13 protein-coding genes are annotated in these 13,597 nt (G+C 47.9%); 10 read left to right on the forward strand and 3 right to left on the reverse strand.

Going from position 1 to position 13,597, the window contains the following annotated elements; translation table 11 throughout:
* Positions 1-31: 31 nt before the first annotated feature.
* Positions 32-511, reverse strand: a complete 480-nt coding sequence (locus T491_RS0103815; protein ID WP_028902708.1) for an RNA polymerase sigma factor — start codon at positions 509-511, stop codon at positions 32-34.
* 207 nt (positions 512-718) lie between these two features.
* Between T491_RS0103815 and T491_RS0103820 the strand changes: the two genes are divergently transcribed.
* The 4 genes from T491_RS0103820 to T491_RS0103835 all read left to right on the forward strand — a co-directional run bounded on the left by T491_RS0103820 (position 719) and on the right by T491_RS0103835 (position 4,921).
* Positions 719-1,408: a fumarate reductase gene (locus T491_RS0103820; protein ID WP_028902709.1), complete on the forward strand. Its 690-nt coding sequence runs from the start codon at positions 719-721 to the stop codon at positions 1,406-1,408.
* A 43-nt stretch (positions 1,409-1,451) separates the two neighbouring features.
* Positions 1,452-3,431 (forward strand): fumarate reductase/succinate dehydrogenase flavoprotein subunit, encoded by a 1,980-nt coding sequence (locus T491_RS0103825; RefSeq protein WP_028902710.1) that lies wholly within the window; start codon positions 1,452-1,454, stop codon positions 3,429-3,431.
* Between the two features lie 16 nt (positions 3,432-3,447).
* Positions 3,448-4,206, forward strand: a complete 759-nt coding sequence (locus T491_RS0103830; RefSeq protein ID WP_028902711.1) for a succinate dehydrogenase/fumarate reductase iron-sulfur subunit — start codon at positions 3,448-3,450, stop codon at positions 4,204-4,206.
* A gap of 79 nt (positions 4,207-4,285) precedes the next feature.
* On the forward strand, positions 4,286-4,921 hold the full coding sequence (locus tag T491_RS0103835) for an AAA family ATPase (RefSeq protein WP_028902712.1): 636 nt from the start codon (positions 4,286-4,288) through the stop codon (positions 4,919-4,921).
* A gap of 105 nt (positions 4,922-5,026) precedes the next feature.
* On the opposite strand, the gene T491_RS17840 is transcribed toward T491_RS0103835, so the two are convergent.
* On the reverse strand, positions 5,027-5,662 hold the full coding sequence (locus T491_RS17840; protein ID WP_197018789.1) for a hypothetical protein: 636 nt from the start codon (positions 5,660-5,662) through the stop codon (positions 5,027-5,029).
* Between the two features lie 205 nt (positions 5,663-5,867).
* Here T491_RS17840 and bcp point away from each other — a divergent pair, with 205 nt between their 5' ends.
* Entirely contained in the window at positions 5,868-6,320 is a 453-nt protein-coding gene (gene bcp, locus T491_RS0103850; protein ID WP_028902714.1) for a thioredoxin-dependent thiol peroxidase, read from the forward strand.
* Here bcp and T491_RS0103855 read toward each other — a convergent pair.
* Complete coding sequence (locus T491_RS0103855; protein WP_028902715.1) at positions 6,309-7,205, reverse strand: DMT family transporter; 897 nt, start codon at positions 7,203-7,205, stop codon at positions 6,309-6,311. The genes bcp and T491_RS0103855 overlap by 12 nt on opposite strands.
* Before the next feature lie 131 nt (positions 7,206-7,336).
* Between T491_RS0103855 and T491_RS0103860 the strand changes: the two genes are divergently transcribed.
* The 5 genes from T491_RS0103860 (at position 7,337) to T491_RS0103880 (ending at position 13,554) form a co-directional block, all read left to right on the forward strand.
* On the forward strand, positions 7,337-8,851 hold the full coding sequence (locus T491_RS0103860; RefSeq protein ID WP_028902716.1) for an SLC13 family permease: 1,515 nt from the start codon (positions 7,337-7,339) through the stop codon (positions 8,849-8,851).
* On the forward strand, positions 8,851-9,795 hold the full coding sequence (locus T491_RS0103865; RefSeq protein WP_036915237.1) for a DUF3089 domain-containing protein: 945 nt from the start codon (positions 8,851-8,853) through the stop codon (positions 9,793-9,795). Before T491_RS0103860 ends, T491_RS0103865 begins: the two co-directional genes overlap by 1 nt.
* 5 nt (positions 9,796-9,800) lie before the next feature.
* Complete coding sequence (locus T491_RS0103870) at positions 9,801-11,228, forward strand: sodium:alanine symporter family protein (protein WP_028902718.1); 1,428 nt, start codon at positions 9,801-9,803, stop codon at positions 11,226-11,228.
* Positions 11,229-11,299: 71 nt separating this feature from the next.
* The gene (gene argS / locus T491_RS0103875; RefSeq protein WP_028902719.1) at positions 11,300-13,084 is read left to right on the forward strand and encodes an arginine--tRNA ligase; all 1,785 of its coding nucleotides are present in this window, start codon (positions 11,300-11,302) and stop codon (positions 13,082-13,084) included.
* Positions 13,085-13,086: 2 nt separating this feature from the next.
* Complete coding sequence (locus T491_RS0103880) at positions 13,087-13,554, forward strand: reverse transcriptase-like protein (protein ID WP_028902720.1); 468 nt, start codon at positions 13,087-13,089, stop codon at positions 13,552-13,554.
* Positions 13,555-13,597 lie beyond the last annotated feature (43 nt).

Consider the following 13,597-nt stretch of genomic DNA (forward strand, 5'->3'; position numbering starts at 1 on the left):
CAAAGTTCTCGTTGTTCATAATGGGGTGCTTTTAATTGTTTGACATGTTTTTTAACTGCTCTCTGATTCTAAACAGGCGGACGCTGACATTCTTAGTGCTGATACCTACTATCTGTCCGATTTCCTCATAGCTGAGGTTTTCAAGCCATAGTAGGACAATGGCACGATCGAAGGGTTGCAACTTAGAAATACGTTTGTGGAGCATGTCTACCTGACGTGTGTCCTCGTCGCGATCTTCAAACAAGTTTATGTCCATGCTTAGTCGGGCTGTGGCCGTACGTCGCTTTTTCCTGTCTATGGATATGCAGGTATTTAAGGCGACGCGATAAATCCACGTCTTAATGTCGCTGCGATGCTCGAAACTTTCGAAGCCCTTCCACAAATTCACTAGTACTTCCTGGAAGAGGTCGTTTACCTCGTCTGCATCTTGCGAGAACATGTAACACACAGTGTAGATGGTGCTCTTGTGTTCAGCTACGGTTTTTGAAAATTGCTTTTCTAATGCATTCATTGTCGTTCTGTCTTGAATTTACCCATTTGACGCAGCAAAGATACGAAAAACTACACGAAAAGAGCACAAATTACTAAAAATACGTATTTTTTCAAGAAAACACTTGCTCATCTCACAATTTTTAGCTATCTTTGTCCCCTAATCGTGTGAGCACGTACTAACAAGTAAGTATATAACATTCAATAATTCATTAAAACTCAACAACTTATGTGGTTATTCAATTCATCAATTGGTAGAAAAGTTGTAATGTCCGTTACGGGTATTGCGCTTATTCTGTTCCTGACCTTTCATGGTTGCATGAACATGGTAGCGCTATTCTCGGAAGAGGGTTACAACATGATTTGCGAATTCCTGGGTGCCAACTGGTATGCTGTTGTAGCAACCATGGGTCTGGCTGCCTTGGCAGTTCTTCACATTGTGTACGCATTCATCCTGACTGCGCAGAACCGTACCGCTCGCGGCGAGAGCCGCTACGAGGTAGCTACAGAGGTTAAGGCCGGCAAGGTAGAGTGGGCTTCAAAGAACATGCTCGTTCTGGGTCTCATCATCTGCGTTGGCTTGCTCATCCACCTGTGGAACTTCTGGTACAACATGATGTTTGCCGAGCTCGTAGGCGCTATGCCTGCCATCAGTCCTACAGATGGTTTCGGCTGGATTAAGGAAACATTCTCAAATCCTGTATTCGTAGTTTTCTACATCGTATGGCTTGTAGCTATCTGGTTCCACCTCTCACACGGTTTCTGGAGTGCTATGCAGACTCTGGGTGTCAGCGGTAAGATCTGGCTCAAGCGCTGGATGTGCATTGGTAACATTTACGTTACTGTGCTCATGCTTATGTTCCTGGTAGTAGTTCTGGCTTTCGCATTTGGTTGCGCTCCCAGCCTTGGCTGCTGCTAATTTAATTTTTTAATCTTTTAATTTTTAAACTTTACGAAAGATTATGGCAAAAGTAATTGATTCTAAGATTCCCGCAGGACCAGTGCCTGAGAAATGGAAGGAATATAAGGCTCACCAGCGTTTGGTTAACCCAAAGAATAAGCTGAAGCTCGATGTTATCGTAGTAGGTACCGGTTTGGCTGGTGCTTCTGCAGCTGCTTCGCTTGGCGAGATGGGCTTCAACGTTATCAACCTGTGTATTCAGGATTCTCCACGTCGTGCTCACTCTATCGCAGCTCAGGGTGGTATCAACGCCGCTAAGTGCTACCAGAACGATGGTGACTCTATCTACCGTTTGTTCTATGATACAGTAAAGGGTGGCGACTATCGTGCCCGCGAAGCTAACGTTTATCGTTTGGCTGAGGTTTCAAATAATATTATCGACCAGTGCGTTGCTCAGGGCGTTCCTTTCGCTCGTGAGTACGGTGGTATGCTGGCTAACCGTTCGTTCGGTGGTGCTCAGGTAAGCCGTACATTCTACGCTAAGGGCCAGACCGGTCAGCAGCTGCTGCTTGGTGCTTACAGCTCACTGAGCTGCCAGGTTAACGCTGGTAAAGTTAAGCTCTATACTCGTTACGAGATGGAGGATGTAGTAATCGTTGATGGCCGCGCTCGTGGTATCATCGCTAAGAACCTGGTTACTGGTAAGCTGGAGCGTTTCTCAGCTAATGCTGTAGTTATCGCTACTGGTGGTTACGGTAACACTTACTTCCTCTCTACCAACGCTATGGGTTGTAACTGTACCGCTGCTGTTCAGTGCTATCGCAAGGGTGCTTACTTTGCAAATCCATCATACGTTCAGATTCACCCAACATGTATCCCCGTTCACGGCGACAAGCAGTCAAAGCTTACTCTGATGTCAGAGTCGCTGCGTAACGATGGTCGTATCTGGGTTCCAAAGAAGCTCGAGGATGCTAAGGCTCTTCAGGCAGGAACCAAGCAGGGTTGGGAGATTCCTGAGGAGGATCGTGACTACTATCTGGAGCGCCGTTATCCTGCATTCGGAAACCTCGTACCACGCGACGTTGCCAGCCGTGCAGCTAAGGAGCGTTGCGATAAGGGCTTTGGTGTTAACAACACTGGTCTGGCTGTGTTCCTCGATTTCTCTGAGTCAATCAACCGTCTGGGTATCGATATCATTATGCAGCGTTATGGTAACCTGTTCGAGATGTACGAGGAGATTACCGACGTATTCCCTGGCGATGTAGCTAACGAGATCAACGGTGTTAAGTACTACAAGCCAATGATGATTTATCCTGCTATCCACTACACCATGGGTGGTATCTGGGTTGACTACGAGCTGCAGACTTCTATTCCTGGTCTGTTCGCTATTGGTGAGTGTAACTTCTCTGACCACGGTGCTAACCGTCTGGGTGCTTCGGCTCTGATGCAGGGTCTGGCCGATGGTTACTTCGTTCTGCCTTACACTATCCAGAACTATCTGGCTGATCAGGCTGTATGGCCAAAGGTTTCTACCGATCTGCCTGAGTTCGAGGAGGCTGAGAAGAAGGTTGATGCCGAGCAGGATCGCCTGTTGAACATCAAGGGTAAGCGCTCTGTTGACTCTATCCACAAGGAGCTGGGTCACATCATGTGGGAGTATGTAGGTATGGGTCGCACCGCTGAGGGCCTGAAGGAAGGTCTGAAGAAGATGCACGAGCTTGAGAAGGAGTTCGACTCTAACCTGTTCGTTCCTGGCACCAAGGAGGGCTTGAACATCGAGCTCGACAAGGCTATCCACCTGCGCGACTTCTTCACCATGGGTCAGCTTGTAGCTTTCGACGCTCTCTCTCGTAACGAGTCTTGCGGTGGTCACTTCCGCGAGGAGTATCAGACCGAGGAAGGCGAGGCTAAGCGCGACGACGAGAACTACTTCTATGTAGGCTGCTGGGAGTACAAAGGCAAGGGCAACGAGCCTGAGCTCATTAAGGAGCCACTGGAGTACGAGGCAATCAAGGTACAGACACGTAACTATAAGAACTAAGTAAGGAATTGTAATTATGGCAAGAAATATTTCATTCACAATCAAGTTCTGGCGCCAGAACGGCCCCAAGGACCAGGGACATTTCGACACCCACGAGATGCACGATATTCCCGATGATACCTCGTTCCTCGAGATGCTCGATATCCTGAACGAGGAGCTCATCAACGAAGGCAAGGAGCCCTTCGTATTCGATCACGACTGCCGCGAGGGTATCTGCGGTATGTGCTCGCTCTATATCAACGGAACTCCTCACGGACTCACCGAGCGTGGTGCTACCACCTGTCAGCTCTACATGCGCCGTTTCAACGATGGCGACGTAATTACTGTAGAGCCTTGGCGCTCGGCTGCCTTCCCCGTAATTAAGGACTGTATGGTTGATCGTAACGCCTTCGATAAGATTATCCAGGCTGGCGGTTACACCACTATCCGTACTGGTCAGGCTCAGGATGCCAACGCTATCCTGATTCCTAAGGAGGATGCCGACGAGGCTATGGACTGCGCATCTTGCATTGGCTGTGGCGCTTGTGTAGCAGCTTGTAAGAATGGTTCTGCTATGCTGTTCGTATCATCTAAGGTTAGCCAGCTGGCACTGCTCCCACAGGGCCGTGTAGAGGCTGCCCGTCGTGTGAAGAACATGATTGCTAAGATGGACGAGCTTGGTTTCGGTAACTGTACTAACACCCGCGCCTGCGAGGCTGTTTGTCCTAAGAACGAGACCATTGCTAACATCGCTCGCCTGAACCGCGAGATGATTAAGGCAAAGCTTGCCGACTAAAATACTCTATTATTAGGTAGTGGGCGATTGTGAAATCCCCACTACCTCTTTTATATTATGGAATAAAACTATAGATATTATGAAAAAAAACGAGAAATTTGTAATCACTATCAATCGCGAGTTGGGTAGCGGCGGTCGTACCGTTGGGCGCATATTAGCTGAAAAGCTGGGCGTGCCATACTACGACAAGGTGCTTACCAAGGCTTTGGAAGAGAAATTCGCCATCACGCATACTGAGATAGAAAAGCTGAAAGGTAACAACCGAAGCTGGTGGGAAGAGATTAAGCGTGTGCTGGCTCTTGGCGAAGGAGCTGCCAACTCCGCTGAGTATTACGACGAGGAAAATAATCGCTATATAACCTCCGAGGCCGTGTTAAAGGCCGAAAGAGAGATCTTGCAAAACATTGCAAGCGAGGAGTCGTGTGTCATCGCTGGTCGTTCGGCTTTCTTCGCTATGAACGAGAATCCCAATCATCTCAGCATTCTCATCCAGGCCTCTATGGAGCATCGCGTGCAGCGTGTCATGGCTAAGCAGGGACTTAGCGAGAAGGAGGCCAAGAAGGCTATCGAGATGGTTGACGAGACGCGAGAGGAGTATATGCGAAACAACGCCCACACCTCGCGCTACGACACCCGTAACTACGATCTGGTTATCAGAATGGATGGCAAAACCGAGGAGGAGGCTGCCAATGTTATATTAACGTATATAGGCTGACGTGCCTCTAATGAGATAAGGTCGAGCTAACTGTTCAAGGATTACACCTTATATAGTAATAGCGCCGCAGATTTCTTCTCTGCGACGCTATTCTTTTCTTTAGCTCTATATATTTCTCACCCAGACTTTGTGCGAGCCGGCGCCTTTGGCTTTGATGCCAGAATTGGGATCGGCAACAAGTCTGGAGAGTTCTCTGGAGGCTGTGCTGTAGCTGAGGCGGCTGAGGTTGGCGTATTCCTGGAGGGTGATGAAACCGTGCTTGTCGATATGCTGCAGGGCGCGTTGCTGGCGCTCTTCGAGGGAATAGGGAGAACGGGGCGATGGATTGCTGGCGATGCGTTCGAAGGAGTTCTCCTTGTTGATGGCCTTAATCAGCTTCTTGTCTACCTTGAAATTCACACCCTTCACTTTCACGTGGCGATACTTAGTCTTTGGCTCCGATGCATTCTGCTGGGTGCCTGTTTCTGCCTTTTCATCGGCAAATTCGAGGGCGAGCGAGAAGACGCCCAGATTGTCGATTTTCATCGTGTGCCCCATTGGAAGATAGTCCTTCATGACAACTCCTAATGTGTCGAGTACGCCACGAATCGTCGCCTGGCTGAAAGCTGGCGAGTTGGTGTGAATGAGTTCTACCACCTTTTCGTAGTCGAACTCCGTATAGACCTGCATCTTGGGGAAGATTCTTCCTTTTTTGCCGTTGCCCATACCCTCGGGCATTTCCTTGATTACGTAATTTGCCATACTATTCTTTACTTTTTCGTTTCACACTTTGAAATCTATATTCCAAACTTCGCAACTTGCATTCCAGACTTTGCAATGTACATCCCAAACTTTGCAATTGAAATTTTCTGCAAAGATAATCTTTTTATTTTAAAGAACCAAAAATTTATTCAACAATCAAACAAAATTGTGTATCTTTGCAGCAACGATCTAAAACATTATAATTATGAACATTGGTGACAAGGCGCCCGAGATTCTGGGCAAGGATGAACAGGGACGGGATATCCGTTTGAGTGATTATCGTGGACGAAAGTTGGTGCTGTATTTCTATCCGAAGGATAATACCAGCGGCTGTACGGCTGAGGCTTGCAGTCTGCGCGACCATTACAACGAGCTGCAAGGGGCTGGCTACGAGGTGGTGGGCGTGAGTAAGGACTCGGCTGCATCGCACGTAAAATTCAAGGAGAAGCACGAACTGCCTTTCCCGCTGATAGCGGATGTGGACAAGGAGCTGCTGCAGGCGATGGGTGCCTGGGGCGAGAAGGTGATGTACGGCAAGAAAACCGAGGGTACCATACGCACCACCTTTATTATCAACGAGGAGGGCGTGATAGAGCAGATATTTGCCGGCAAGCAGGTGAAAACCAAGGAGCACGCCGAGCAGATACTAAGCCGATAGCTTGGGGCGCTTGGTGTTTACCAGATACATGCCGTACAGAATAAGTGCGGTGCCGATGATGAACCAAGTGGTGATTTGCTCGTTAAGAACCATCCAGGCAAACACGATGGTGGTAACGGGATTAAGATACACGTAGTTGGTGGCCACCACAGCGCCTAAACGCTTAAGTGCCCAGTTCCATGCCACGTAACAGAGCATGGAGGCTACACAACCTAAGAACAGCAGATTGCCTAACAACAGGGGCTTGTTGATGATCACCTGGATGTTGAGGTCGGGATGCAGGATGATATATGGTATCATGGATAGCAGACCGTAAAAGAACACCTTGCGGGTAATGAACACCGTGGTGTAACGTTTGCTGACGGGGATAATCAGCAAGCTGTAGAACGCCCAGCTCATGCAGGCACCAAGGGCCAGCATATCGCCCAAAGGCGAGAGGTGGAGCACAAAATGACCGTTCATCACCACCATGATAACACCCAATGCTGCCATAACGGTGCCAAAAGATTGCCAGCGATTAAGGCGCTCGGTTTTATAGAAACCGCCGATAATGGCAGATGCAAACAGCGGGCACAGACTCACGATGATGCTGGTATTGGTGGTTGTGGTGTAGTTCATGGCGCTATTCTCGGTCAGGAAGTAGAGCGATCCGCCAAATACACCTAATGCCATCATGTTGAGTTCGTCGCGCCAACTGTTGCTGAGCCAATGGATACCCTTTGACAGGCTGTAGCCTAACAATAGCAAGTAGGCGATGATAAATCGCAGAATGAATATCTGGGCAGCAGTTAGTCCGCCCAGCAACAATAGCTTTGTGCACACAAACGTGACGCCCCAGATGGCCACCACTACAAATGCTATAAGATGAGGTAGGAATCGCTTCATATCAAGTATTTTTGTGGGTGCAAAGATACAACTATTTTCTCATAATTAGCAAAAAAAAGCAATATATGCTTGCACTTTTCGGTGAAAAAACGTACCTTTGTCCGCATATTGTTAAACATATCTGACTAATCATGGAAACAGAATTGTTGTGGGGTTTTAACCTCCAAGCTTGGATTACTATTATTACAGTGCTGGGTATGTTTACTACTCTGCTACTAACCAAACTGCGTTCTGATGTGGTATTCTTGGCTGCTATAGCCATACTTCTTGTAACAGGCGTGCTCGACGCTAAAGAGGCGTTTTCGGGCTTTAGTTCTTCGTCGGTAGTGGTTATCGGTGTGTTGTTCGTAGTAGTAGCCGGTCTTACCTATACCGGCGTGCTACAATGGATAGTTAAGAATCTATTAGGACAGCCTAACAGCTACGGCAAGGCCGTGGTACGACTGATGCTGCCAGTGGCCGGACTGAGTTCGTTTCTAAGCAATACCACGGTGGTGGCCATGTTTGTGGGCATCGTGAAGATATGGTCGAAAAAGTTGGGCATCGCGCCCTCAAAGCTGCTCATTCCCCTGAGCTACGCCTCGGGCATGGGTGGTGTGTGTACGCTGATTGGTACACCACCAAACCTGATTATCAGCGGACTTTATGCCGATAAGACTGGCAGCGCTATGAACGTGTTGGCTACCACGATACCAGGCTTGTTCTGTTTGCTTGTAGGTGTGCTGAGCATTATTGCCATGCGCAAGCTGCTACCCGATAGGAAAGCACCCGAATCGGACTTTGAGGATACTGCCGAATATACCGTAGAGCTGCTGGTGCCATCAAACAACAAGTTTATTGGCGAGACATTAGACTATGCTGGTTTGTACGGCGTGAAGGGTGGCCGACTGATCAGGATCCGCCACTTTGATAATGTGCCTGTGGCGCTGAGCAAGGACGAGTTTGTAATGGGAGGCGACCATCTGACATACGCCGGACAGATTAAGGATATACTGCAGTTGGCTCAGGAACGCGGCTTGCAGGTTGGCGACGAGGTGATTAACGTGGGTAGCAAAACGCTGATATCGGCGCTTGTCATGATAGCGATGGTTACCGTATCGGCCTTAGGCGTTATGCCGCTGCTGCATTGTGCCTTTATTGCCGCCGCTGCCATGATGATACTGCATTGCTGTACCCCCGATCAGGCCATGCGTGCCATTAACTGGGACATTCTGATGGTGTTTGCCGGTAGCGTGGTGCTGGGACTGGCTATCCAGAAAACGGGTATTGCCGAGCGCCTGGCCATGGGTATTCTGGATGTGTGTGGTACCAACCCGATAGTGGTGATGACAGCCATCTGCTTTGTGGGCACTTTTATCACGGAGTTCATCTCTAACACGGCTGCAGGTGCCATGTTCTTCCCCATCATGTACGAGGCTGCCGAGAAGCTGGGCTATGAGCCATACCCATTCCTGATAGCCCTGATGGTAAGCGTGAGCAGTAGCTTTGCCACACCTATCGGATCGCCTACACACATGCTGGTGTATGGTCCGGGTGGCTACCGATTCAGCGATTTCATGCGTATTGGTTTGTTGATGAACTTGATTATCCTTGCAGCCAATATCTTCATTGTGAACATTGTCTATCCATTAACACCACTACAATAATGAAACTAACAAAAATCTGGTTACTGATTACTGGTCTGATCATTTGGGGCGTATCTTGTAAGAGCGGGAAGGAGGTTTTTATCCCTAAGGCTCCTGATTATAACGATGCTACGATGTGGGTGACTGTTAATAGTGACAGCATCGGCGCAGGTGCCGATATCTTTTATGTCGTATCCACTTGGGAGGAGGACTGGACAACAGAAGATGGGCGCCTTTGTCATTATGCCGATGTGTATAACCCTACGCATCGTGAACATATGGGTGAATTGGAAATCAAAAGGGCTGCTGCATATATGTCGCCTGGTAATCGCTTCTATGCTCCCTTTTATCGGCACACAACCATTGATGCCTTCCTGACTCTGAATGATGATACTATCCGAAATCGTACCCGTCTGGCTATGGATGATGTCTGCAGGGCTTTCGATCATTTTCAGGCTCAGCGTGACAAGTCGCGTCCACTTATTATTGTAGGCTTCAGTCAGGGCGGTATGGCTGTGGTTGAACTATTGAAGCACATCGATGATGATACCTATAGCCAGTTGGCTGCTGCCTACGTGTTAGGCTATAAAGTAACACCAGAAGATACGTTGCAGACCAAGCATATCAAAGCTGCGCAAGGTGAGGCAGATACAGGTGTTACCATCTGCTACAATACTGTGAAGGATGTGAAATATATAAAACCTGTAATTGCTGCCACGTGTATGGGAATCAATCCTGTAAACTGGCGTACTGATGATACGCCTGCCGTTCTTCACGATTCCATTACCGTTACTCTCTCACCTCAGCACCACGTGCTGGTGGTTAAGGGCTATAGCGGCTCAGAATATCCTGCCTACAAGGATCTTATCAATGTAGGCGATATCCATAGTTGTGAACCATGGCTTTATAGTGAATGTTTAGCAAAGAATATCAGCGTGAGGACTAATGCTTGGCGCAAAAACTAAATCATATGAACGAACTTATAACTCAGATTAATGATGCCGTATGGGGCTATGTGCTGATTGCCGCGCTGGTAGGCTGTGGCGTGTGGTTTACTATTAGAACACGCTTTGTGCAGTTCCGTATGGTGGGCGAGATGCTCAGGTTGCTTACTGATTCGGCGGTGGATACCGTAGGTGAACAAGTAAAAAATCAAGGTCCGGAAAGCAAACGTAAGCATATTTCTTCTTTTCAGGCTTTTGCCGTGAGTGTGGCCACGCGTGTGGGAACAGGTAACTTAGCGGGTGTGGCCTCGGCCATTGCTATCGGAGGTCCCGGTGCTGTGTTCTGGATGTGGATTATCGCATTAATAGGTTCGGCAACGGCATTTGTGGAGTCTACATTGGCACAGTTGTTCAAACAAAAACACAAGGACTCGTTTATCGGTGGTCCAGCTTATTATATCCAGCGCGGTCTGCATCAGCGGTGGATGGCTATTACATTTGCGGTACTCATTACCCTGCAGTTCGGACTCTCTAACAACTCCATCCAGGCTAACACCATCTGTGGCGCCATGCAGGAGGCCTTTGGGTGGAATCCTATGTGGGTAGGTGCTGTGTTAGCTGCTTTGGGACTCTTTATCGTGTTTGGCGGTATCCAGCGTATTGCTCATGTCAGCGCGGTATTGGTTCCTGTAATGGCTATTGGCTATGTTGTCTTGGCTATCGTGATTATCGCGATGAACATAGAGCATATTCCTCATGTGTTCAAGGTGATTGTGGCTGATGCGTTTGGTATCCATCAGATTGCTGGAGGTGGTATTGGTGCTACGATTATGAATGGTGTGAAACGTGGTCTGTTCTCGAACGAGGCGGGCGAGGGTAGTGCGCCTAACGTGGCGGCAACAGCTGCGGTATCGCATCCTGTGAAACAGGGACTGATTCAGGCTTTAGGGGTGTTTACGGATACCTTGTTAGTATGTTCATGCACAGCTTTTATTATCTTGATTAGTGGACTGTATCAGATGCCTGAGTTGAATGGTATTGCCTTGACTCAATCTGCTTTGCAAAGCGAGGTAGGAGCCTCTGGTCCAGTGTTTGTTGCCATTGCCATCTTCCTCTTTGCCTTTTCAAGCATTATAGGAAACTATTACTATGGTGAGGCTAATATCCGCTTTATAACGTCTAATTCGTTGGTGATGACTACTTATCGTGTCTGCTCGGCAGGTGTAATGGTTATTTTCGGAGCAATGGCAAGTTTCGAATTAGTTTGGAATATTGTCGATTTCTTCATGGCCTTTCTTACGGCTTGCAACTTGATAGCCATTGTGCTACTGGGACGTTATGCTTTCCGTCTGCTCGAAGACTATCGAAAGCAGAAACGGCAAGGTATAAAGGAGCCAACCTTCCATCGCAGTCAGATACCTGAGTTGGAACACGAATTAGAGTGTTGGGAATAAAAACATTTTTTGCAAATAAATTTGGTTTTTCGCTCGCTTATTCGTATCTTTGCACCCAAAATTCGAAAGATATGAATATTGAAGCATTAATCAGCAAAGCTGCAGGAGAGGCTGTTAAGGCCCTCTATGGCATGGATGCCACAGAGAAAATGCTGCAGTTGCAGAAGACAAGAAGTGAGTTTGAAGGTAACCTGACTCTGGTGGTTTTCCCCTTTGTAAAGGCCGCTAAGAAGAGTCCTGAGCAGACTGCACAGGAGATTGGCGAATATCTGGTTGCCAACTGTGCTGCTGTAGAGAAATTTAATGTAGTAAAGGGCTTTCTGAACCTGAGTGTAGGTGATGGGGCTTGGTTACAGTTGCTCGAGTCTATCGATAAGGATGAGCGCTTTGGCATGAAACAGGTTACAGAAGAGTCACCACTTGTCATGATTGAATATTCTTCACCTAACACAAATAAGCCATTGCATCTTGGTCATGTACGTAACAACCTGCTGGGTTGGAGCTTGGCACAGATTATGGAGGCTAACGGCAACAAGGTGGTGAAGACCAATATCGTGAACGACCGTGGTATTCATATCTGTAAGTCGATGCTGGCTTGGTTGAAGTACGGCAACGGCGAGACTCCTGAGACATCGGGCAAGAAGGGCGACCACCTGATTGGCGACTACTACGTAGCTTTCGATAAGCACTATCGCGAGGAGGTGAAGGAACTCGTAGCCCAGGGCATGGACGAGGAGAAGGCTAAGCAGGAGGCTCCACTGATTAAGGAGGCTCACGAGATGCTGGTTAAATGGGAGAACAACGATCCTGAGGTACGCGCCTTGTGGGAGAAGATGAATAACTGGGTATATGCCGGTTTCGACGAGACCTATAAGAAGATGGGTGTATCGTTCGATAAGATATACTACGAGAGCCAGACCTATCTGAAAGGTAAGGCTAAGGTAGAAGAGGGACTTGCAAAAGGACTCTTCGAGCGCCATGAGGACAACTCAGTATGGGCCGACCTGACTAATGAAGGTCTCGACCAGAAGCTGTTGCTGCGTAGCGATGGAACCAGCGTTTATATGACTCAGGACATCGGTACTGCCGAGATGCGTTTCAAGGATTATCCTATTGATAAGATGATATACGTGGTAGGTAACGAGCAGAACTATCACTTCCAGGTACTCTCTATCCTGCTTGACCGTCTTGGATTCAAGTGGGGTAAGGAACTTACACACTTCTCTTACGGTATGGTAGAGTTGCCAAACGGTAAGATGAAGAGTCGTGAGGGAACGGTTGTTGATGCCGACGATCTGATGGCATTGATGGTTGAGGATGCCTACAAGACCTCGATGGAACTGGGTAAATTCGATGATATGACCGAAGAGGAGCGCCGTGAGATTGCCCGCGTGGTAGGTATGGGTGCCCTGAAGTACTTTATCCTGAAGGTTGATGCACGTAAGAACATGCTGTTCAACCCTGAGGAAAGTATCGATTTCAACGGTAATACCGGTCCTTTCATCCAGTACACCTATGCTCGTATCCGTTCTATCCTGCGTAAGGCCGAGGCTGAGGGCTTGAAGCCTGCTAATGCTCAGGTAGATCTGGCTGAGAAGGAAGTAGAGCTGGTTCAGAAGATGAACGAGTTTGGTGCTGCTGTAGAGCAGGCTGGTAAGGATTACTCGCCAAGCGGTATCGCTAACTACTGCTATGAGCTTACCAAGGTGTTCAATCAGTTCTATCACGATTACAGCATTCTGAACGAACCCGATGAGCAGAAGAAGGCTGTACGTCTGATGCTGGCTAAGAATGTGGCCAAGATTATCAAGAATGGTATGAGTCTGCTGGGTATTGAGGTGCCTGAGCGTATGTAATCATGGTCAAACTCATCAATCCGCCTACAAACCGTCAAGATACAGTTCTGCCCTTGCCTTTAGAGGTGAGGGCAGATGCGTGGGCGGTTGATGCTGCATGCTCTGGTAATCCTGGTCCTATGGAATATCAGGCTATCGATTTGCAGACGGGATATCAGGTGTTCCACTATGGTCCTGTACATGGGACAAATAATATAGGTGAATTCTTAGCGATTGTGCATGCCTTGGCGCTTTGTTGGCAGAAAGGACTACATAATAAGGCGATTTATTCCGATTCATATAATGCTATTCTCTGGGTTTCCAAAGGTAAATGTAAGACGGCTTTGGAACGAACTCCCCAGACAGAACAGCTATTTCAGATTATTGCCAGAGCTGAAAACTGGCTTAATACACACAACTACCGAAACCCTATAATTAAATGGGAAACAAAAAAATGGGGTGAAGTTCCTGCTGATTTCGGACGCAAATAAGGGACTTTAATACTTTTTAACTAATAGAACTGATAGCTACTCT

Origin of the sequence: Prevotella sp. P6B4, from assembly GCF_000619985.1 — a bacterium.
Lineage (GTDB): Bacteria > Bacteroidota > Bacteroidia > Bacteroidales > Bacteroidaceae > Prevotella.